Origin of the sequence: Arthrobacter sp. OV608, from assembly GCA_900110595.1 — a bacterium.
Taxonomy (GTDB): Bacteria; Actinomycetota; Actinomycetes; order Actinomycetales; family Micrococcaceae; genus Arthrobacter.
In genome coordinates, this window is sequence record FOEZ01000007.1 from 153,678 (window position 1) to 175,111 (window position 21,434).

A 21,434-nucleotide genomic window follows, 5' to 3' on the forward strand; every position below is an offset into this window, starting at 1 on the left:
CCTTCCGCGAAAGCGTGAATTGGTGACTCTGCTGTTCAGCTGGAGGGGCGTTGGCGCCGGAACAGCCCGGTTTATGAAAAGGAAAGCCCGCCATTTGGGGGAATGGCGGGCTTTCCGGTCTAAAAACCGGGCTGGAATGTCGTCCGGTCGAGCAGAAAGGCTACTTCAGGCCGAGTTGCTTGGTGGGGATCTTGAAGGATTCCTTGGCAGTCAGTGCGGAGACGGCGGCCACCACGCAGATGACGGCGGTGAAGATGCTGATCTGGACCCAGCCGCCGGGCTTGATGCCGCCCATGGCTGCCACGATGGCGGGTGCGAACCCTGCCATCAGGAAGCCCAGCTGGGTGCCGATGGCCAGGCCGGAGAAGCGGACCTTGGTGCTGAACATCTCGGCATAGAAGGACGGCCAGACGGCGTTGGAGGCGGCGTAACCGCAGGAGAAGAAGCCAATGGCGGCCAGGAACATCAGCGGCACGCTGCCGGATTCCAGGCTAAGCAGGAACACTGGCGTCAGGGCTGCGCTGGCCAGGGCGCCGTAGATGTAGACGGGCTTGCGGCCGATCTTGTCCGCGAGCATGCCGAACAGGGGCTGGGTTCCCAGGGCCACCACGTTGGCGGCCACCACAAGCCAGAGGGTGGTGGTGCCGTCCACGCCGGCAACGGTCTTGGCGTAGCTGATGGCGAGGGTGCCGAACACTGTGGAGACTGCGGCGATGAAGGCGCAGCAGATCACACGGAGGACATCGCGCCAGTGGCCCTTGAGCAGATCGGCGACCGGGAGCTTGGAGATCTGGGCGGTCTTCTGGGCTTCCTCGAACGCCGGCGGCTCATGCAGTGTGCGGCGGATAAAGAACGCGACGATCACCACAACGGCGCTCAACCAGAAGGGGATGCGCCAGCCGATGCCGTACTTGATCTCGTCCGGGAGGGCCAGGACGGGGATGAAGACGAGGGCGGCGAGGATCTGGCCGCCCTGGGTGCCGGTGAGGGTCCAGGACGTAAAGAAGGAGCGGCGGTTGTCCGGGGCGTGTTCCAGTGTCATGGAGGAGGCTCCGGCCTGCTCGCCGGCTGCGGACAGGCCCTGGCAGAGCCGGGCGAGGACCAGCAGGGCCGGAGCCCACCAGCCGACGGTGTTGAAGTCCGGCAGGCAGCCGATCACGAAGGTGGAAGCGCCCATCAGGAGGAGGGTGAACATCAGGACCTTCCGCCGGCCCACCCTGTCGCCGAAGTGGCCCAGGATGACGGCGCCCACCGGGCGTGCCACGTAGGCGAAGCCGAAGGTGGCGAAGGACATGATGGCCGCATTCGCGTCAGCATTCGGGAAGAAGACCGTGGGAAAGATCAGGGCGGCTGCGGAACCGAAGATGAAGAAGTCGTAGTATTCGACGGCGCTGCCCAGGAAGCTTGCGAGGGCTGCCTTCTTCGGCGTCCCGGCCGGGGCAACAATGCCTGGCTCAGCGGACGGAAGTATCTGGCTCATGGAGTTCCTTTTGATGTGACGACTTTGTCGCGGATGGATCGGGGGCTTCAGCCGGCGAGGCCTGGGTCAAGGCGTGGCCGGTACGGCTGCAGTGGCGGGAGAACCCGGACAGTAGCCACATGGTGGGAGCTACTTGTGCGATACAGCAATGATGGCTGTGAGGGCAGTCACTTGTCAACAAAATAATCATCTTGTAGCAATAGCTCTCACAATGTGGCAACATCGAGGTATGAGTGTGAACCAAACCACAGCGCCCGATGATGTTGCCGCTGACGAAAGCCCGGCCAAAGCGGGCCGATCAGCCGACCGCACGGACATGGTGGGCAAGGCCCTCGGCCTGCTGGTCCTCCTGGGCGATGAACCCCGCGGCGCGAGTGCTGCGGAGATCTCCCGCCGGGCCCAGCTGCCTTTCAGCACCACGTACCGTCTCCTCGGCTCCCTGACGCGGGACGGCTTTGTGGACTACGAGCCGGATGGCCGCCGCTACCACCTGGGCCTGCGGATCTTCCAGTTGGGTCAGCGCGTTTCCAACCATCACGGCTTCGCCGGAACCGCCCTGCCTGTCCTGCGGCGGGTGACCGAGCAGACGGGGGAGGCCACCATCCTCAGCGTCCGGGACGGCCATCACCACCTCACCGTGAACAAGGTGGACGGCCCGCAGATGTTCCGGGTGACCAGCGATCCTGGCCATCTGGGCTCGCTCTCCACCACCGCCGTCGGCAAGGCGCTGGTGGCGTTTGCGGAGGACGCCGAGCGGGAAAAGCTGCTGGCAGAGCTTCCGCTGGAGCCCCTCACGGAAAAGTCCATCACGGACCGGGATGCCTTCCGTGCCGAAATTGAGCTGGTCCGCCGCCGCGGATTTGCCGTGATGGACGAGGAGAACGAGGCGGGCATGCGGGCCGTCGCCGTTCCGCTGCTCAACAGCCAGGGGCACGCGTTCGCTTCCCTGGCCACTGCAGTCCCGGTCTTCCGCCTCAGCCTGGAAGGGCTGGAGGCGCACGTCCCGCTGCTACAGGAAGCGGCGGCCGAGCTTGCTGCGCGCCTGCCCCAGCGCTAGCCGCAACTCTGATTTGTTCGTATCGAGAACAACAGTGCGGAAAGTGAACAAATGATGTACCGTAATTTCCATCACCCCGGCAGCGCACCCTCCGCAAGGAAGCTGCCCGGTGCCGTATCAAAGGAGCTGCACGGATGAGCAATCGAACTGAGTCCTACCTGGTGGGACTGGTCGGCGATGGCGTGATGCCATCACTCACCCCGCACATGCACGAACGCGAAGGGGACGTGCAGGGCCTGCGCTACCTGTACCGGCCCATCGACCTGCTGGAGCTTGGCCTTCCCGGCGAATCCGTGGGCCAGCTGCTCCAGAGCGCCCGCAGCCTTGGCTTCAACGGCCTGAACATCACCCACCCCTGCAAGCAGCTGGTCCTGCAGCACCTGGATGAGGTGTCCCCGGACGCCCTGCGGCTGGGTGCGGTCAACACCGTGGTGATCGAGGACGGCCGGTTCATCGGCCACAACACCGACTTCTCCGGCTTCGCCGGAGCCCTCGCCGCCGGACTTCCGGGCGCGAACCTGGACCACGTAGTCCAGCTGGGTGCCGGCGGTGCCGGCTCGGCTGTCGCCTACGCCCTGCTCACCGCCGGGGTCCGCCACCTGGACCTGGTGGACATGGACGCCGCCCGCGGCGCCACCCGCGCCGCCGAGCTGGCCGGGTTCTTCCCGGACAGCACCGTGACGGCACGCACGACGACGGAGCTGCCGCAGCTGATGCCCCTGGCCGACGGACTGGTGCACTGCACCCCCGTGGGCATGGCCGCCCATCCCGGGCTCCCGCTGGACCTGGACCTGCTTGAGTCCCGCCACTGGGTGGCGGACATCGTCTACCGCCCCATCGATACCGAGCTGGTCCGGGGCGCCCGGGCCAAGGGCTGCGAGGTTCTTGACGGCGGCCGGATGGCAGTGGGCCAGGCCGCGGACGCCTTCCGCATCTTCACGGGCCTGGAAGCGGACCCGGACCGGATGCGCAGCCACTTCCTGGAGCTTGTGGCGGCCGAAGAGGTGGCCGCCTGATGCGCACCGGAATCGCCACAGTCTGCCTGTCCGGCACGCTCAAGGAAAAGATGCAGGCCTGCGCCATCGCCGGGTTCGACGGCATCGAGATCTTCGAGCAGGACCTGGTCACCTCGCCGCTGAACCCCGAAGACGTGCGCACCATGGCCGCCGACCTCGGCCTGGGCCTGGACCTTTACCAGCCCTTCCGGGATTTCGACGGCGTCACGCCGGACCTGCTGAAGGCCAACCTCCGCCGCGCCGAGGCGAAGTTCAAGCTGATGTCCCGGCTGGGTATGGACACCATCCTGGTCTGCTCAAACGTTGCCACCGCCACCATAAATGACGACGGCCTCCGCGCCGAACAGCTCTCCGAACTCGCGGAGCTGGCCGGGGACCACGGCGTCAAGGTTGCGTACGAGGCCCTCGCCTGGGGCAAATACGTCAACGACTACGAGCACGCCTACCGCCTGGTGGAGATGGTCGACCACCCCAACTTCGGTACCTGCCTGGACTCCTTCCACATCCTGTCCCGCGACTGGGACACTGCGCCGATCGAGAAGATCAACGCGGACAAGATCTTCTTCGTCCAGGTGGCGGATGCCCCGAAGCTCTCCATGGACGTCCTGTCCTGGAGCCGCCACTACCGCGTGTTCCCGGGCGAGGGCCAGTTCGAGCTCGCCAAGTTCATGGGCCACGTGGTCCGCGCCGGCTACACCGGCCCGGTGTCCCTGGAAGTCTTCAACGATGTCTTCCGCCAGTCCGACGTCGAACGCACCGCCGTGGACGCCATGCGCTCGCTGATCTGGCTGGAGGAGCAGAGCGCCAAATGGCTGGCCGGAAATGCGTCGGAAGGCGACGCGGCGGCGTCCCGCCGTCGTTATCCCATGGAACTGGCCACGCTGCCCAAGGTGAGCGAACCGGCCGGCTTCAACTTCGCCGAGGTCAAGGCGGATGACACCGCGCAGCTGGAGAAGCTCCTGGGCCAGCTCGGCTTCGCCTTCGAAGGCCGGCACCGCACCAAGGACGTCCAGCTGTGGACCATGGGGCAGGCGCGGGTGATCATCAACGAGCAGGCCGCACAGCACGCCGAGCCGGCCATCGCAGCCTTGGGGTTCGACGTCGATTCGCCCGTTATTGCCTCTGCCCGGGCCCAGCAGCTCAAGGCCCCGGTGGTGGCCCGCAAGGTCCAGGCCGACGAGGAAGTGTTCCAGGGCATCTCCGCCCCGGACTCCACCGAGATCTTCCTGTGCCAAGGCAGCCCCGACGGCACCGCCGCATGGACGCACGAGTTCGGGGAAGGGCCGGAACACCCGGCCGCCGGAGCCAGCGCGGTGATCGACCACGTAAACCTGGCCCAGCCGTGGCAGCACTTCGACGAGGCCGTCCTCTTCTACACCAGCGCCCTGGCCCTGGAACCGCAGCCGTTCGCCGAAGTTCCGAGCCCCAGCGGCCTGGTGCGCTCGCAGGTCATGCAGACGTCCGACGGCGCCGTGCGGCTGGTCCTGAACCTCGCCCCTGTGCAGCAAGCACCAGTCCAGCAGTCGCCGGCCCGGCAGGCGCGCAAGACCTACCAGGAACACATCGCCTTCGCCGTGGACGACCTTGTTTCCACTGCCCGGTCCGCCCGGGACCGCGGCCTTGAGTTCCTGCAGATTCCGGCGAACTACTACGAGGACCTGGACGCCCGCTTCGACCTCGAACCGGGATTCCTGGCCACCCTCCAGGAGCTGAACCTCCTGTACGACCGGGACGCCACCGGGGAATTCCTCCATTTCTACACCGCCACCGTTGGCAGTGTGTTCTTCGAAATGGTGGAACGCCGCGGCAACTATGACGGCTACGGAGCGCCCAACGCTCCGGTCCGCCACGCCGTCCAGTACGACCTCGCCCGCCCCTGACACCACACCCAACCCGCCCTACGAAAGGAGCCAGCCGTGCCGGAAGACATCAACGCCGAGCTGGAATCGGAAGAGCTTGTGCCGCCCGCCGAGCCGAAAGCAGCGCACCTTCCCCTGGACCGCGCCATCGAAACCCAGGCCGACCTCAGTGACGAGATCAACGCGATCGGCGACGCCTACGCCAGGGCCCTCAAGGACGGTGCCGAGCCTGAGACCCAGCCGCGGCTGGACTACCCGCCGTACCGCAGCAGCATCCTGCGCCACCCCACCAAGAGCCTGCACCACGCGGACCCGGAAACCATCGAGCTGTACTCCCCGGCGTTCGGGCACCAGGACGTGCACGCCCTGGAATCGGACCTGACCATCCAGCACAACGGTGAGCCCCAGGGCGAGCGGATCATCGTGGCCGGCAAGGTCCTGGACGGCAACGGCCGCCCGGTGGCCGGGCAGCTCGTGGAGATCTGGCAGGCCAACGCCTCCGGCCGCTACATCCACAAACGCGACCAGCACCCGGCCCCGATCGACCCCAACTTCACGGGCATCGGCCGCTGCATCACCGGCCCGGACGGCTCGTACCGGTTCACCACCATCAAGCCCGGCGCCTACCCGTGGAAGAACCACCTGAACGCGTGGCGCCCGGCGCACATCCACTTCTCGCTGTTCGGCACCGAGTTCACCCAGCGCATCATCACCCAGATGTACTTCCCCGGCGACCAGCTCTTCCCGCTGGACCCCATCTACCAGACCATCGTGGACCAGGACGCCCGAGACCGGCTCGTGGCCAACTACGACCACAGCCTCACCGAACCCGAATGGGCGCTGGGCTACAACTGGGACATCGTCCTGACCGGTCCGAAGCGGACCTGGACGGAAAACGAGGCGTTCGGTACAGCTGGAGACAGTAGTGAAGAGGCAGGAGAGTAAGCAGATGAGCACCAAACTGGTACCCACCCCCGGCCAGACCGTGGGCCCGTTCTACGGCTACGCCCTGCCGTACGAAAAGGACAACGAACTCCTCGCGCCCGGCTCGCCCGGCTCCATCCGCCTGCAGGGCACCGTGTACGACGGATCCGGCCAGGCCATCCCGGACGCCATCCTGGAAATCTGGCAGCCCGACTCCGAGGGCAGGATCGTCCAGAAGACGGGTTCCCTGGTCCGCGACGGGTACACCTTCACCGGCTGGGGCCGCGGCGCCGTGGGCAACTCCGGCGTGTACACCTTTACCACCGTGAATCCGGGTCCCACCAAGCCCGGGGCAGCGGCGTTCATCTCCGTGGCCATCTTTGCCCGCGGCCTGACCAACCGCCTGTTTACCCGGATCTACCTGCCGGAGGACACCGAGGCGCTGGCCAATGATCCCCTGCTCACCTCGCTGGAGCCCGAGCGCCGCACAACGCTCATCGCCCGGCGCGATCCCGACGGCGGCCTGACCTTTGACATCCGCCTTCAGGGTGAGGGCGAGACAGTCTTCCTGGACTTCCAGTGACTGACGCGGCCAGTTCAGCAGGCGGGGCCTACTCGGCCCGCGGTGTGGGGTCCGACGGCGACGTTGGCCTGCTCAGCCCTGTCTCGGCGTCGCCGCTTGTCGGCGCGCTGACGGGGGACCGCGCGGTACTGGCGGCGATCCTCGCCGTCGAGTCCGGCTGGGCTGCCGTGCTGGAAAAGGCGGGCCTGGCACCTGGCGGTGCGGCCGCCGTCGTCGCCTCCGCCGCTGAAGCGGGCCGCTACGATGCTGCGGACATCGCCCGCCGTGCACAGGGCGGCGGCAACCCCGTCATCCCGCTGCTGGCCGACCTCCGCGAGCAGGTGGCAGCGCTCGACACCGGCAATTCCGGAGCCGGAAAAGCGGTGCACACCTCGCTGACCAGCCAGGACGTCCTGGACACCGCACTCATGCTGCTCGCCCGCAACACCGTTGAGGCGCTGCTGGCCGACGTGAAAGGCACCACCGCGGCGCTCGCCGCCTTGGCGGAGCAGCATGCGGACACATTGTGCGTGGGACGGAGCCTGACCCAGCATTCGCTGCCGTTCACGTTCGGCCTGCGCGCCGCCCAGTGGTTCCACGGCGTCGGGGCTGCGGGCCGGCAACTTGAAACGCTGCAGTTCCCGGTCCAGTTCGGCGGTGCGGCCGGAACGCTGGCCGCCGGCACTGTCCTGACGTCCGGCTCGTCCGCCACGCCGTTCAGCCTGGCCGATGCCCTGGCGTCCCAGCTGGGGCTCGCCCCTGCGCCGGCGCCGTGGCACACCAACCGGCTGACCATCACGTCACTGGGCCATGCCTTGGCTTCGGTGCTGGATGCCTGCGGCAAGATCGCGGCCGATGTCCTGTTCCTGAGCCGGCCCGAGGTGGGCGAACTGGCCGAGCCGCGGGCCGCGGGCAGGGGCGTTTCCTCGGCGATGCCGCAGAAGCAGAACCCGGTGCTGTCCGTGCTGGTCCGCAGCGCCGCGCTCCAGGCTCCGGCCCTGGCAGCCCAGCTGCACCTGGCGGCCGCGAACTTCAACGACGAACGGCCGGACGGAGCCTGGCACGCAGAGTGGCCTGCGCTCCGGCAGGTCTTGGCACTGGCACTCGGCGCTGCCGGCCACGTCCGGGAGCTTGCCGAGGGGCTGCAGGTTTTCCCGGACGGCATGCGCCGCAACCTGGACCTGGCCGGCCCGCTGCTGCTGGCCGAGGGCGTCGGGGCTGCGGTGGCGCCTCTGCTTGAGGACAAGGACGGGCTCAACGGCAAGCAGCAGCTCCAGGGCGTGGTGGATCAGACCCTCCAAGCGCAGCCGGCGGAGCAGGCTGCCACCTACCGCAAGCTGCTCCGTGAGGCCGTTCCGGCGTCGGTCCTGCCGGACGTCCGGCTGGAGGAACTCCTCAACCCGGCCAGCTACCTCGGCGAGGCCGCGGAGATCTCCCGGCGGATCCTTGCCGCGTACCCGGACTTTGCCAATTCACCTGCCGATACCGATGCGAACGGAGCTTCCCGTGGCTAAACCAGTCCTGAAGGCAGCGCTGCTGTCACCCCAGCGGCCCCTGGGCGACCACCCCCTGCTGGTGGTGGGCCCGTCCCTGGGCACCTCCTCGATCCTGTGGAACAGGGCGGCCTCGCTGTTGGGTACCGACTACGACGTGGTGGCCTGGGACCTGCCGGGCCACGGTGTCTCGCCCGCGGCGACGGAAACGTTTGACGTGGCAGCGCTGGCGGACGCGGTGGTGGACCTCATGGATTCCATCGCCCCCGGCGAGGCCTTCCACTACGCGGGGGTCTCCCTGGGCGGCGCCACCGGCCTGCAGCTCGGGATCAAGCACGGGCAGCGGCTCAAGAGCCTCTCCGTCCAGAACAGCGGAGCCAAGATCGGCACGCCGGAAGGCTGGCTGGAACGGGCAGAAATGGTCCGCAACCAGGGCACGCCCGTGATGATCCAGGGTTCGGCCGAGCGCTGGTTCGCTCCCGGGTTTATGGACCGCGAGCCTGAGCTGAGCAGCAGGCTCCTGCATGCCCTGCGCGACGCCGACCGCTTCAGCTACGCCTTCTGCTGCGAGGCCCTGGCATCTTTTGACGTCCGCAACGAACTCGGCAGCATCCGCGTTCCCACGCAGGTCATTGCGGGGGCGCTGGACGGCGTGGCCACGCCCGCGATGGCCGAGGAAGTCGCCACGGGGATCACCGCGGGCGGCGGAACCGCCACCGCCGTCACGCTCGAGGGAGTGGCTCATCTCGCCCCCGCCGAGGCGCCCGCCCACCTTGCGGAGCTGATGCGCGGGCTCCTGGCCTGGGCTGAATCGCGGGAGGCGGCCAAGTGAGCGGGACGAAGCGGCACGGCGTGGTCCAGCCCGGCGCCAGCAGCCAGGAAATTTACGACGGCGGCATGGTGGTCCGCCGCGAAGTCCTGGGCGACGCGCACGTGGACCGGGCCAACGCCAACAAGGATGAGTTCACCGAGGACTTCCAGGACATGATCACCCGGATCGCCTGGGGTGGCATCTGGACCCGGCCGGGCCTGACCCGGCAGATGCGGTCCGCCGTCACCATCACAGCGATGGTGGCGCACGGGCACTGGGAAGAGCTGGCCATGCACATCCGCGCCGCCCTCACGAACGGCCTGAGCAAGGACGAGATCAAGGAAATCCTGCTCCAGACGGCCATCTACTGCGGCGTCCCCTCCGCCAACACCGCTTTCAAAACTGCCCAGCAGGTCTTCCATGACATGGACAGTACTGACCTGGACAGCACCCGTACCGACGAACCCCAGCCCAACTAGGTAGCGCGAAGTGTCGTTTTGAACCCCCAAAACGGCACTTAGCGCTACTTAGTTGGGTGGCCACAGACAGAATTAAGAGGAGCATCATGAATCAGGCTTTTGTGTACGATGCCGTGCGCACCCCGTTCGGCAAGTTCGGTTCCGGCCTTGCCGCCGTGCGCCCGGACGACCTTGCCGCGCACGTGATCAGGGAGTCCGTGAAGCGCGCCCCCGGGCTGGATCCGGAGCGGATTGATGAGGTGGTGTTCGGCAACGCCAACGGCGCCGGCGAGGAAAACCGCAACATCGCCCGGATGGGCACCCTGCTGGCCGGGCTGCCGGTGTCCATTCCGGGGACCACGGTGAACCGGCTGTGCGGGTCCTCTTTGGATGCTGCGATCATTGCCTCGCGCCAGATCAACGCCGGGGACGCGGACGTGGTGCTTGTAGGCGGGGCGGAGTCGATGTCCCGGGCGCCGTGGGTGCTGCCCAAGACGGAGAAGCCGTACCCGGCCGGGGACATGACCCTGGCCTCCACCACTCTGGGCTGGCGCCTGGTGAACAAGGCGATGCCCAAGGAGTGGACCATCTCCCTGGGCGAGGCCACCGAGCGGCTCCGCGAGAAGTACGGGGTGACCCGGCAGGCGCAGGATGAGTTCGCCGCAAACTCGCACAACCTGTCCGCCGCGGCATGGGACGAGGGCTTCTACGACAACCTCGTCGCCCCCGTGCCGGGCACTGACCTGGTCCGGGACGAGGGCATCCGCCCCGGCTCCACCGCGGAGAAGCTCGCGGCACTGAAGACGGTGTTCCGTTCAGAGCCTGAGGGCGCGGAGGTGGGCGGCACGGTCACCGCCGGCAACGCGTCGCCGCTGTCCGACGGCGCCTCTGCGGCCTGGGTGGGGTCCGAGGCTGCCGCCGGGCTGCTCGGGCTCGAGCCCTTGGCCCGTATTGCCGGGCGCGGCGCGCACGGCAATGATCCGCAGTACTTCGGCTACGCCCCGGTTGAGGCGGCGAACAAGGCGCTGGCGAAGGCGGGGATCGGCTGGGACCAGGTGGGCGCTGTCGAACTTAACGAAGCGTTCGCCGCGCAGTCGCTGGCCTGCATCAATGCCTGGGACATCGATGCCTCGATTGTGAATCGGCACGGCGGGGCGATCGCGATGGGCCACCCGCTGGGTGCATCGGGCACCCGGATCCTGGGCACCCTGGCCCGGTCCCTGCAGGCCTCCGGGGAGCGCTGGGGCGTCGCCGCGATCTGCATCGGCGTGGGCCAGGGCCTGGCCGTGGTGCTCGAAAACGTAACTGCTGGTGTGAAGGGCTGAGAGAGATGCTGAATTTTGTAGACACCGTGGCCGATGCCGTGGCCGGCATCAAGGACGGTTCCACGGTGATGATCGGCGGGTTCGGCAACGCCGGCCAGCCGTTCGAACTGATCGACGCCCTGCTCGAATGCGGAGCCAGGGACCTGACCGTGGTGAACAACAATGCCGGGCAGGGCGACCAGGGCCTTGCCCTGCTGATCAAGGAAGGCCGGGTGAAGAAGATGATCTGCTCCTTCCCGCGGCAGTCCGATTCCTGGCACTTCGATGCCAAGTACAAGGCCGGCGAGATTGAACTCGAACTGGTGCCGCAGGGCAACCTCGCTGAGCGCATCCGCGCCGCCGGAGCAGGCATCGGCGGGTTCTTCACCCCCACTGGGTACGGCACCATGCTCGCCGAGGGCAAGGAAACCCGCATCATCGACGGCCGCGGCCAGGTCTTCGAAACACCCATCCACGCCGACGTCGCCCTGATCAAGGCATTGAAGGCCGACGGGAAGGGCAACCTGGTCTACCGCAAGACCGCCCGGAACTTCGGCCCCATCATGGCCGCAGCCGCGAAGCGGACCATCGTCCAGGTCTCCGAGGTCGTCCCCACCGGGTCGCTGGACCCGGAGAACGTCGTCACGCCTGGCATCTACGTCAATACGGTGGTCCGCGTGGCGGCCTCAGAGAGCCGCACCGCCGGCACGAACGAGAAGGTGGCCTGAAATGAGCATCCAGTCCAACGAAACATCCATCCAGACCTCCGCCACGCCACTGGGCCGGGATGACCTCGCCCGCCTCGTGGCCAGGGACATCGCCCCCGGTTCGTTCGTGAACCTGGGCATCGGCCAGCCCACCCTGGTCTCCAACTACCTCACCGACGACCAGGACATCACCCTCCACACGGAGAACGGCATGCTCGGCATGGGACCCGCCGCCGACGGCGACCAGATCGACGGGGACCTCATCAACGCCGGCAAAATCCCGGTCACCGAACTGCCCGGGGCGTCCTACTTCCACCACGCCGACTCGTTTGCGATCATGCGCGGCGGGCACCTGGACATCTGCGTCCTGGGCGCCTTCCAGGTCTCTGCCACCGGTGACCTGGCGAACTGGCACACCGGGGCACCCGGGGCGATTCCCGCCGTCGGCGGTGCCATGGACCTCGCCACCGGCGCGAAGGACGTGTTCGTCATGATGACCCTGCTGACCCGCGAAGGCGCGTCCAAGATCGTGGACACCTGCACCTACCCGCTCACCGGCGTCGGCTGCGTCACCCGCGTCTACACCGACAAAGCAGTCTTCCTCACCGGCCCCGAAGGCGTCACCGTCCGCGAAACCTTCGGCTGCACCCTCGAGGAACTCCAGGAACTGGTGCCGGTCCCGCTCACGGCCGCCAGAGCTGCCTGAGTCCACCCTAGGATTGGTAACCATGACCAACGCCGTCCGCACAGACACCCCGGCTGCACCGCAGGCCAGCGACCAGTACGTCCAGTCGCTGGCCCGCGGGCTGGCCGTGATCCGCGCGTTTGATACGGACCACCCGGTCATGACCCTCACCGAAGTGGCAGCCCGGACGGACCTGACCCGGGCAACGGCCCGGCGGTTCCTGCACACCCTGGTGGAGCTGGGCTACGTGCGGACTGACGGCAAAACCTTCGCCCTCACCGCCAAGGTGCTCCAGCTCGGGTATGCGTACCTGTCCGGGTTGTCGCTGCCGCAGCTGGCGCAGCCGCACTTGGAGGAGCTGTCCCTGAAGCTTGGTGAATCAACGTCCGCGGCGGTGCTGGACGGGACGGACATCGCCTATATCGCCCGCGTAACCACGCGGCGGATCATGAACGTGGGCATCACCGTGGGCACCCGCTTCCCGGCCTATGCCACGTCCATGGGCAGGGTGCTCCTGGCCGGCCTGCCGCCCGCGGACCTGAAGGCATACCTGGCGGCCGCGGAGATCAAACCGCTCACACCGCGGGCCATCGGCACTGCCAAAGAGCTGCTCGCAGTGCTGGACACGGTCCGCGCCCAGGGCTGGTGCCTGCTGGACCAGGAACTGGAACTGGGCCTCATGTCCGTGGCGGCGCCCGTGTATGACGGCCCAAAGGTAGTGGCCGCCGTCAACGTCTCCCTGCAGGCGCAGACGGTGGCGGCCCAGCCGGACCCCGACGCCTACCTGGCATCAGTGGCCCGGGAAATCGTGGCGACGGCGAAACTTGTCTCCGCGGACCTGACTGCCCGGGGGTAACAGGGGCTTAGCCCGCGGGAGGGTGCACCCAGCGAACCTTTCGGTGCGCACGGACTGCCCCTGCGCACCGAACCCGGCCTCATTGCGCAGGCCGGTACACAGAGCGCAGACTGTGGCCCATGGCTACCGAAGCTGATGTCAGAAAAGCTGCCCTGGCACTGCCCGGTGTCTCAGAGCGGCCCAGCTGGGGCCAGGCGGCGTGGTTCGCCAAAACCCTGATGGCCAGGATCTGGGAACCGGGAGTCCTCACGGTCAAGACAGAAGAGCGTGAAGCCCTGGCCGGCACCGAGCCGGAGATTTTCTTCTGGACGCCCCATCATGAGCGCTCACCCCAGTTGGTGCTGGTCCGGCTCGAGCGGATCGACGGGAAGCTGCTCAAGGAACTGCTGGAGGACTCGTACCGCCTGGCGGGAGGGAAAGCGGGAGGGAAGCCGGGCAGCCACTAGGTAACTCTTTGCCACCCAAGCCGGCCGCACCACTCCCGCCACAGGGGTACGGGCCATAGACTCTAGCCAACTACGTGCAGCAGCGCCGCTCCGCGAAGCCCCCTGGTCCACCAGGGAAAACAGGGGCGGCGGCGAAGCACTCGTGCAGCGATGGGAGTCGGCGGGTGAAACTGGGCATACCGCGGGAACGCCGGGAGGGTGAACGGCGGGTGGCCGCCACACCCGAGTCGGTCAAGCAGTTGGTGGCGCTGGGCGTGGACGTGCTGGTCGAGGCGGGCGCGGGTGACGCCGCCGGCCACGCGGACACGGCGTACAACCAGGCCGGAGCGCAGGTGGTCCCGGAGCTGGACCTGGCGCAGCTGGATGTCCTGGCCCATGTCCGCCCCCTTGACCCGAACACCGTGAGGTCCCTGAAAAGGGGAGCGGTCACGGCGGGGCTCGGGTCGCCGTCGTCCGAACTCCCGACGGTGGAGGCCCTCACGGACGCCGGCGTCACAGCCTTTGCCCTCGAACTGGTGCCCCGCATATCCCGCGCCCAGTCCATGGATGCCCTCAGTTCCCAGGCGCTCGTCGCCGGGTACCGCTGCGTGCTGGAAGCCGCCATCCGGCTGCCCCGGTTCTTTCCGCTGTATATGACGGCAGCCGGGACCGTGCCGCCGGCCCGGGTCCTGGTCCTGGGCGCCGGAGTGGCCGGCCTGCAGGCCATCGGTACGGCAAAACGGCTCGGCGCCCGCGTCTTCGCCAACGACATCCGCCCCGCTTCCGCAGATGAAGTGGCCTCGATGGGCGGCACTTTCATCCGGCTGGACCTCGAAACCGCGGAGGCTGCCGGCGGCTATGCACGCCAGCTCAGCTCAGACGCCGGCACGCGGCAGCGGCAGCTGCTCGCCCCCCATGTGGCGCAGGCAGACGTGCTCATTACGACGGCGGCCGTCCCCGGCAGGCGCGCACCGCTCCTGGTCACCACCGAGATGGTGCAGGGCATGCGCCCCGGCTCGGTTGTTGTTGACCTCGCCGCCGAGTCCGGCGGCAACGTGGAGGGTGTTGTCCCCGGCCAGGACATTCCGGTCCCCACCGCGGACGGCTCCGGCCATGTCACCCTGGTGGGCCTGAAGGACGCACCGTCGGCGATGGCCTCCGACGCCTCCCGTCTTTATGCCAAAAACGTGGCCAACCTGCTGGCCCTGATGATCAAGGACGGCGCTTTGGCATTGGACTTCGACGACGAAGTGCTCGCCGGAGCCTGCCTGGCACACGACGGCGCGGTACGGCACCAGCCCACCGCCGAACTGCTCGCGGCCAGAGCCGGCAGCCGGCGGGAAGGGGTGCTCTGATGGACGGGATCAGCCTGCTGACCATCACTGTCCTGGCGGTATTTGTTGGCTTCGAAGTGGTCTCCAAGGTGTCCAGCACCCTGCACACGCCGCTGATGTCCGGCGCAAACGCCATCCACGGGATCATCCTGGTGGGGGCCATCATCGTGGCCGGCCAGGCAGCGGACCCGTGGGTGCTCGCTGTGGCCCTGCTCGCCGTCGTCCTGGCCACTGCCAACCTGGTGGGCGGCTTTGTGGTGACCGACCGGATGCTGCATATGTTCCACGCCCGAAAGGAAGTGGGCACAAAAGCCGCCGCGGGGAAGGTTGGCGGCAAGTGACCATCCTCGATCCCGTCTGGTCCTCGCTGCTCTACCTGGCCGCGGCCGTCTGCTTCATCCTGGCCCTGCGCGGCCTCAGCTCCCCGCGCACCGCCCGCCGCGGCAACCTGATCGGGGCGCTGGGAGCCCTGATCGCCGTCGTCGCTGTTTTCCTGTCCTCCCGGCTGGAGAACATCCCCTGGATCCTTGCCGCCATAGCTGTGGGTGCGGCAGTGGCGGCGCCGGTGGCGCGGCGCGTGAAAATGACGCAGATGCCGCAGCTGGTCGCGCTGTTCAACGGGGTGGGCGGCGGCGCCGCCGCACTCGTGGCACTCCTGGAGCTGAGCCACGCGGACGATCCCTGGGTGCGCCTGGCCATCGTCTTCACCCTCCTCGTCGGTGCCGTTTCCTTCGCCGGCTCCGGCGTCACCTTTGCCAAGCTGCAGGAGCTGATGACCACCCGTCCGGTGGTGTTCCCGGGCCTGCCGGCAGTCATGACGGCGGTGCTCATCGCGGCGGTGGCGGCCGGCGTCGCTGTCATCCTCACGGGTTCATCCGCGCTCGCAGTGCTGCTGCTGGTACTGGGACTCGCCGCCGGGGTTCTTCTCGTGCTTCCCGTGGGCGGAGCCGACGTCCCGATCGTTATCTCGCTACTGAACGCCTTCACCGGCCTGGCCGTCGCGGCCTCGGGGCTGGTCCTTGGGAACGTGCTGCTGGTGGTGGCGGGCACCCTGGTGGGCGCCTCCGGTACCATCCTCACCCGCGCCATGGCGGCCGCCATGGGCCGCAGCGTGGCGGGCATCCTGTTCGGCGCCTTCAGGGGAGGTTCGACGGCGGGATCCACCGCCGTGAGCGAGCGTCCCGTGAGGTCCTCCAGCGCCGAGGACGTGGCCGTGTTGCTTGGTTACGCGCAGCGGGTGATTATCGTTCCCGGGTACGGCCTGGCCGTCGCGCAGGGCCAGCACACCGCGGCCGAACTGGCCCTGGCGCTGGAGGCTCGCGGCATTGAGGTCGACTTCGCCATCCACCCGGTGGCCGGCCGGATGCCCGGGCACATGAACGTGCTCCTGGCCGAGGCAAATGTGCCCTATGAATCGCTTAAGGAGATGGGCGAGATTAATCCGGAGTTCAAAACGGCGGACGTGGCGCTGGTGGTGGGTGCCAATGACGTTGTGAACCCCGCGGCGAAGACGTCCTCCGGGTCGCCCATCTACGGCATGCCCATCCTGGAGGTGGCGGATGCCCGTCAGGTGGTGTTCCTGAAGCGGTCCATGCGGCCCGGTTTCGCCGGGATCGAGAACGATCTGCTCTACCAGCCACAGACGTCCCTGCTTTTCGGCGACGCCAAGGACTCCCTGGCTCAGGTCCTTGGAGCGGTGAAAACGCTGTAGCCTGCCGTGCTGCACCGCACCTCCCGCCCGGCGGGTTACTCTTCTTTGAGAAGTAGCCTTTCCATCCGCCACCAGAGGACGCCATGACTGCCAATTCCACTGCCCCCAGCCGCGCAGCCATCATCATCAATCCTGCCAAGCCGGTGGACATCGACGTGCGCGGCCTGGTGGCCAAGCACTGCGTGGAGAATGGCTGGGGCGAAACCCTCTGGTTCGAAACCACCAAGGAGGATCCCGGCGTCGGGCAGGCCAAGGAAGCGCTCGCCCAGGGCGCGGACATCGTGATTGCCGCGGGCGGCGACGGGACGGTCCGGTGCGTGGCGGAGGTCCTGTCCGGCGGAGACACCCCGATGGGCCTGCTTCCCCTCGGCACGGGAAACCTCCTGGCCCGCAACCTTGGCATGGATGTCACGGACTACGACGGCGCCATGGCCGGTGCACTGATCGGCACCGAGCGGAAGATCGACGTCGTCCGGGCCCGCCGGAGCGATCCGGACAAGGAGCAGCTCTTCCTGGTGATGGCCGGGGTGGGGTACGACGCCACCATCATGGCCGACACCAACGAGGACCTCAAGGACAAGGTGGGGTGGCTGGCCTACGTGGATGCGGGCATCCGGAACCTGCCCGGCAAGCCGGTCAAAGCGACCATTGTGATTGACGGCCAAACCGTGGTGCACCGCGGCGTCCGCAGCGTGATGGTGGGCAACTGCGGCAAGGTGCAGGGCGGGCTGGAAATCTTTCCGGACGCCAAAGTGGATGACGGGCTGCTGGACGTTGCCGTCCTGGCGCCCCACCACGGAAAGCTGGGCTGGCTCTCAGTGCTCGCGGGGATGATCGGCAAGGGCCGCGGAAAGGACACCGCGGTGGAGTATTTCCAGGGCAAAACCGTGGAAGTTACCCTGGAACACAACGACGACTACCAGCTCGACGGCGACCACGAGGGCAAGGGCAAACACGTCCTGATGACCATGGAGCCGTCCGCCCTGACCCTGCGGATGTAACGCTGCGGCTCTAACCCTTCGGCGGTAGCTGGGCCAGCAGTTTCCCCCACCGCGGGTCCAGCAGCGGTGCCCCGGAAAGCTTGAGGGCATGCCATAGCGTCACGGCCACCGAATCCAGCACGGGCACCCCGGTGCTTTCCTCGATGCCGGCGGCGATGTTGGCGCCGTAGAGGTTGGTGCACAGATACACCAGGGCATCCGGCGCAGCGGCCGCCAGCTCCCGCGAGCCCGGGAGCATCTCGTCGTCGGTCACGCGCGCGAAGGATTCGTTGTCGCTCAAGCCCAGGGCACGGTGGTCCACGGTTTTGATCCCTTCCTGCTCGTAGGCGGCGATGACCCGGTGGTTGACGTCCTCCGTGTACGGCGTGAACAGGCCGATCCGCTCGGTGCCGAAGGCCCGGAATGCCTCGAGGTACGCCAGGCTGGAGGTGGTGGCGGGGATGCCGGTGGCGTCGGTGATTTCCCGCACCAGTTCCTCGTCGTGGGCTGATCCCAGCCAGGAGCCGGAGGTGCCGTTCCAGGCAATGACGTCCACATCCGCCGTCGCCAGGAGCCGGGCAGCCTCGCGCATCACGGCGGGGTCGAACTGCCGGTCGGAGGAATCATCCAGGGCGATGCGGGTGACGGGGATCCGGGTGAAATGGACGGTAACGTCGGTGCGGGAGCCCAGGATCCGGTAGGTCTGGGGCTCAAGGCAGGTGTTGGAGGACGGCGCGATCATGCCGATACGGATGGGGCGGGTTGTTGAGGGCACGGGGACTCCTAGAGGGCTGCGGCGGCGTGGGCGGGGACGGCGGGAGTGGCCTGGTGCTTTCGGAAGCCGTTGCGGGGGATGAAGCGGCCGGCGGCGCCGGGGTCGTGGAAACCTTCGCTGTCCAGCACCACCCGGCCGTTGGAAACAACGACGGCGGGCCAGCCGGTCAGGGCCTTCCCGTCAAAGGGCGAGAAATCCGTTCCCATGTGCAGGGCGGTGCCGTCCACCACACGTTCTTCTGCAGGGTCGAAGACCACCAGGTCGGCGTCGAATCCTTCGGCAATGCGTCCCTTGCCCGGGACAGCATTAATCCGTGCCGGGGCAGCCGAGAAGGCTTCAACGAAGTCCTCCACTGAGGCGCCGGCGGAGGTCATGGCCGTAAACGTGACAGGCATCCGGGTTTCCACACCGGGCAGGCCGTGTGGCATGGCCCGCACGTCGTCGGTGCGCTCCCGTTTCTGGGACAGGTCGTAGCAGGAGTGGTCCGAGGACATCGTGTGGATGGCCCCCGAGGCGAGCCGCTCCTTGAGGGCGGCCACCGTTTTGGCGTCGCGCATGGGCGGGCAGCAGGCGAACCATTCCGGGAAGGCTGACCCGTAGACGGAGTCATCCAGCGTGACGTAGTGCGGGCAGGTTTCCGAGAAGGCATCCAGGCCCCGGGCCCGTGCCTCCGTCACCAGGTCCACGGCGCCCGGTGTTGACTGGTGGACGAAGTAGACGGGAGCGCCGGTGTATTCGGCCATCGCCAGTGTTTCCTTGACCGAAATTTCCTCGGCGAGTTCGGGCCGGGTCCGGTGCAGGTGCGTGATGCCGATACGTCCGTCCTGGGCGTGCTGCTCCGTGCAGTCCGCAATGATCGGATCGTGCTCCGCATGGATGTACGTCAGCCCGTCCAGGCGGACCATCTCCCGCATGACTTTCAGGATGGTGTCCCCGTCCGCCATGGTGGTGCCGCGGTTGGTGGTGTACATCTTCACCGAACGCACCCCCTCGGCGGCGAGTTGCTCCAGCTGCCACGGCACCGTTTCGTCCCAGCTGATGACGGCCCCATGGAGGGCCACATCGCACCTGGATTCGGTGGCCAGTTCCTTCTTGTGCAGGACGGCGGCAAGGGGTGTTTCCTGGGCGTCGCGGGGGATGCCGAAGTCGATGATGGTGGTGGTGCCGCCCCACAGGGCCGCGGTGGAGGTGGTGCGGTAGTCGTCCAGGGTGCGGAACCGGCCCGTTACCTGGGCTACGTGGCAGTGGCCATCCACTCCGCCGGGAATCACCAGGCGGCCGGCGGCGTCGATGATCCGTGCAGCGGGCGGCACGGCTTCGGTTGCGTCGAGGAGTTGGGTGATGAGGCCGTCCTGCACCAGGATGTGGGCGTTCCGGCGGCCGGAGCTGTTGACTACGGTGGCGTTGGCAATGACGAGGTCTGGCTGGCGGGACATCGGTGTCCTCTTTCTCGAAATGAGGCGTCGGGGTTAGGCGGTTGGTGCCGGATGGGCGGCGTGCTGGCGGGCGGAGAGGGCGGCGTCCAGGTTTTCGCTTAGTCCATTGCGGCCCTTGACGGGCGGCGGAGCGAAGGCGCCGGCGCGGTGTGGTCCGGACTGGAGCCCTGCCACCGCCTCGGCCATCCGGATGCCGGCGGAGATCCCGTCCACCACAGGCACGGGGATCTGCCCTGCGAGTTCCCGGGCGAGTCCCGCGAGCGGGGCTCCGGCGAGGATAACGACGTCGGCTCCGTCCTCCGCGACGGCCTGCCGGCTCAGTGCCAGGAGGGTTTCCTTGAAGTCCTGCTGGACGGAGCCGATGCTGTTGAGCGATTCGTTGATGGACCTGATGGAGGCCAGCCTTCCGGCCAGGCCGAACCGCTCCACGCAGTCGCGGTACCAGGGTTTGATCCGGTCCGAGATGGCGATGATGGAGAAACGGTGGCCCTGCAGCGCAGCCGCGCACAGGGCAGCCTCGGTGATGCCGACGACGGGAACGCCAGTGAGTTCCTTCAGCGCCGGCATGCCGGGGTCGCCGAAGGCTGCCACCACAACGGCGTCCACGGACTCGGCTCCCGGGCGGGTGTGCTCCGCGATGATTTCGGCCACGGCGCCGGCGGCGAGCAGGGATTCAAAGCGCGTCTCGATGTACTCCACGCCGTGGCCTGCGGTACGCACCAGCAGTTCGGTGCCGGCCGCGGCCGAGCGGAGGGCCTCGGATTCGATCAGGGCGGTGACATCGTCGCTGATGTTGGGGTTGATGACCAGGAGTCGCATTATTTCTTCCGGTGGAGTTGGGGTTCGGTTTTCTGGAAGTCCTCGGGAAACTGCTCGCGGTACTTGCCGATATGGGACGCGGATTGTGCTGCGGCCCGGTCCGGGTCTCCGCTGGCGATTGCCGCGTACAGCTCGCGGTGTTCGTGAATGAGTTCGGGCAGGTCGCTGACATGGCGGAACAACCAGTGCATCCGGCCCTGAAGGGGCTCCAGGGCCGACTTGAGGAAATTGTTGTCCGCGATGCCGGTGATGGCATCGTGGAATTCACTGTTGGCCCGGTGCGCCTCCATGACGGCCCCTTTGGCCAGGAAGCCTTCGGCGCTGTCCAGGAGTCCCAACAGGTAGGCGAGGTCCTTCTGGGTGGCCCGTTGTGCTGCAAGCCGGCACGCCAGGACTTCCAGGGACTGGCGGACGTCGAAGAGGTCTTCCACATCCTTGGGGCTCAGTGAGCTGACTTCGGCTCCGCGCGCCCCGCGGTCGCTGATGAGGCCTTCCTGGCGGAGCATGCGCAGCGCTTCACGGACCGGCAGCCGGGACACGGAGAATTCTGCTGCGAGGTCGCGTTCCACCAGCCGGGTGCCGGGAGCGTAGTGTCCTTCAAAAATCCGGGTGCGGAGGGTGTCCCGGACAGTCTCGCGAAGGGGGCGGTCCTTGTCCTGGGTCTCTTCTGCGGTCAGCATGATGCTCCATTTTCGATTCTTGGTATGACACGGCTCCCGGCAGCGGGGCGCGGATTGCGTAT

At 67.5% G+C, this 21,434-nt stretch carries 22 protein-coding genes; 17 read left to right on the forward strand and 5 right to left on the reverse strand.

Features of this window, described 5'->3' with window-relative positions:
• Positions 1 to 160 precede the first annotated feature (160 nt).
• A complete protein-coding gene (locus BMX78_RS11450; RefSeq protein ID WP_091419493.1) occupies positions 161 to 1,480 on the reverse strand; it encodes an MFS transporter in 1,320 nt (439 codons plus the stop codon).
• 229 nt (positions 1,481 to 1,709) lie between these two features.
• Here BMX78_RS11450 and BMX78_RS11455 point away from each other — a divergent pair, with 229 nt between their 5' ends.
• From BMX78_RS11455 to BMX78_RS11535, 17 genes are all read left to right on the forward strand, one after another.
• On the forward strand, positions 1,710 to 2,537 hold the full coding sequence (locus BMX78_RS11455) for an IclR family transcriptional regulator (RefSeq protein ID WP_170850787.1): 828 nt from the start codon (positions 1,710 to 1,712) through the stop codon (positions 2,535 to 2,537).
• 134 nt (positions 2,538 to 2,671) lie between these two features.
• A complete protein-coding gene (locus BMX78_RS11460; protein ID WP_091419494.1) occupies positions 2,672 to 3,553 on the forward strand; it encodes a shikimate dehydrogenase in 882 nt (293 codons plus the stop codon).
• The gene (locus BMX78_RS11465; protein WP_091419495.1) at positions 3,553 to 5,433 is read left to right on the forward strand and encodes a bifunctional sugar phosphate isomerase/epimerase/4-hydroxyphenylpyruvate dioxygenase family protein; all 1,881 of its coding nucleotides are present in this window, start codon (positions 3,553 to 3,555) and stop codon (positions 5,431 to 5,433) included. The genes BMX78_RS11460 and BMX78_RS11465 overlap by 1 nt, the downstream gene beginning before the upstream one ends.
• A 36-nt stretch (positions 5,434 to 5,469) precedes the next feature.
• The gene (gene pcaH / locus BMX78_RS11470) at positions 5,470 to 6,357 is read left to right on the forward strand and encodes a protocatechuate 3,4-dioxygenase subunit beta (protein ID WP_091419496.1); all 888 of its coding nucleotides are present in this window, start codon (positions 5,470 to 5,472) and stop codon (positions 6,355 to 6,357) included.
• A gap of 4 nt (positions 6,358 to 6,361) precedes the next feature.
• Complete coding sequence (gene pcaG, locus BMX78_RS11475) at positions 6,362 to 6,919, forward strand: protocatechuate 3,4-dioxygenase subunit alpha (RefSeq protein ID WP_091419497.1); 558 nt, start codon at positions 6,362 to 6,364, stop codon at positions 6,917 to 6,919.
• Positions 6,920 to 6,963: 44 nt separating this feature from the next.
• The gene (locus tag BMX78_RS11480; RefSeq protein WP_091419652.1) at positions 6,964 to 8,412 is read left to right on the forward strand and encodes a lyase family protein; all 1,449 of its coding nucleotides are present in this window, start codon (positions 6,964 to 6,966) and stop codon (positions 8,410 to 8,412) included.
• Positions 8,405 to 9,223: an alpha/beta fold hydrolase gene (locus tag BMX78_RS11485; protein WP_091419498.1), complete on the forward strand. Its 819-nt coding sequence runs from the start codon at positions 8,405 to 8,407 to the stop codon at positions 9,221 to 9,223. The genes BMX78_RS11480 and BMX78_RS11485 overlap by 8 nt, the downstream gene beginning before the upstream one ends.
• Entirely contained in the window at positions 9,220 to 9,681 is a 462-nt protein-coding gene (pcaC, locus tag BMX78_RS11490; protein WP_091419499.1) for a 4-carboxymuconolactone decarboxylase, read from the forward strand. The genes BMX78_RS11485 and pcaC overlap by 4 nt, the downstream gene beginning before the upstream one ends.
• 86 nt (positions 9,682 to 9,767) lie before the next feature.
• Entirely contained in the window at positions 9,768 to 10,985 is a 1,218-nt protein-coding gene (locus BMX78_RS11495; protein ID WP_091419500.1) for a thiolase family protein, read from the forward strand.
• Between the two features lie 5 nt (positions 10,986 to 10,990).
• The gene (locus tag BMX78_RS11500; protein ID WP_091419501.1) at positions 10,991 to 11,692 is read left to right on the forward strand and encodes a 3-oxoacid CoA-transferase subunit A; all 702 of its coding nucleotides are present in this window, start codon (positions 10,991 to 10,993) and stop codon (positions 11,690 to 11,692) included.
• A 1-nt stretch (position 11,693) separates the two neighbouring features.
• A complete protein-coding gene (locus BMX78_RS11505) occupies positions 11,694 to 12,377 on the forward strand; it encodes a 3-oxoacid CoA-transferase subunit B (protein WP_091419502.1) in 684 nt (227 codons plus the stop codon).
• Positions 12,378 to 12,399: 22 nt separating this feature from the next.
• Positions 12,400 to 13,212 carry an IclR family transcriptional regulator domain-containing protein gene (locus tag BMX78_RS11510; RefSeq protein WP_091419503.1) on the forward strand — a complete coding sequence of 271 codons (813 nt, stop codon included), beginning with the start codon at positions 12,400 to 12,402 and terminating at the stop codon, positions 13,210 to 13,212.
• A gap of 119 nt (positions 13,213 to 13,331) precedes the next feature.
• Positions 13,332 to 13,658 (forward strand): MmcQ/YjbR family DNA-binding protein, encoded by a 327-nt coding sequence (locus BMX78_RS11515; protein ID WP_091419504.1) that lies wholly within the window; start codon positions 13,332 to 13,334, stop codon positions 13,656 to 13,658.
• Positions 13,659 to 13,822: 164 nt separating this feature from the next.
• Entirely contained in the window at positions 13,823 to 14,992 is a 1,170-nt protein-coding gene (locus BMX78_RS11520) for a Re/Si-specific NAD(P)(+) transhydrogenase subunit alpha (protein WP_091419505.1), read from the forward strand.
• A complete protein-coding gene (locus BMX78_RS11525) occupies positions 14,992 to 15,312 on the forward strand; it encodes an NAD(P) transhydrogenase subunit alpha part 2 (protein WP_091419506.1) in 321 nt (106 codons plus the stop codon). The genes BMX78_RS11520 and BMX78_RS11525 overlap by 1 nt, the downstream gene beginning before the upstream one ends.
• Positions 15,309 to 16,682: an NAD(P)(+) transhydrogenase (Re/Si-specific) subunit beta gene (locus tag BMX78_RS11530; protein WP_091419507.1), complete on the forward strand. Its 1,374-nt coding sequence runs from the start codon at positions 15,309 to 15,311 to the stop codon at positions 16,680 to 16,682. Before BMX78_RS11525 ends, BMX78_RS11530 begins: the two co-directional genes overlap by 4 nt.
• Positions 16,683 to 16,765: 83 nt before the next feature.
• Positions 16,766 to 17,683 carry a diacylglycerol/lipid kinase family protein gene (locus tag BMX78_RS11535; RefSeq protein ID WP_091419508.1) on the forward strand — a complete coding sequence of 306 codons (918 nt, stop codon included), beginning with the start codon at positions 16,766 to 16,768 and terminating at the stop codon, positions 17,681 to 17,683.
• A gap of 10 nt (positions 17,684 to 17,693) precedes the next feature.
• Here BMX78_RS11535 and BMX78_RS11540 read toward each other — a convergent pair whose 3' ends face one another.
• From BMX78_RS11540 to BMX78_RS11555, 4 genes are read right to left on the reverse strand one after another with little or no spacing between them, the layout of a single operon-like run.
• Complete coding sequence (locus tag BMX78_RS11540; RefSeq protein WP_091419509.1) at positions 17,694 to 18,437, reverse strand: maleate cis-trans isomerase family protein; 744 nt, start codon at positions 18,435 to 18,437, stop codon at positions 17,694 to 17,696.
• 8 nt (positions 18,438 to 18,445) lie between these two features.
• Entirely contained in the window at positions 18,446 to 19,873 is a 1,428-nt protein-coding gene (locus BMX78_RS11545) for an amidohydrolase family protein (RefSeq protein ID WP_091419510.1), read from the reverse strand.
• A gap of 33 nt (positions 19,874 to 19,906) precedes the next feature.
• Entirely contained in the window at positions 19,907 to 20,692 is a 786-nt protein-coding gene (locus BMX78_RS11550) for an aspartate/glutamate racemase family protein (RefSeq protein WP_091419511.1), read from the reverse strand.
• Complete coding sequence (locus BMX78_RS11555; protein WP_091419512.1) at positions 20,692 to 21,372, reverse strand: GntR family transcriptional regulator; 681 nt, start codon at positions 21,370 to 21,372, stop codon at positions 20,692 to 20,694. Before BMX78_RS11555 ends, BMX78_RS11550 begins: the two co-directional genes overlap by 1 nt.
• Positions 21,373 to 21,434: the final 62 nt, after the last annotated feature.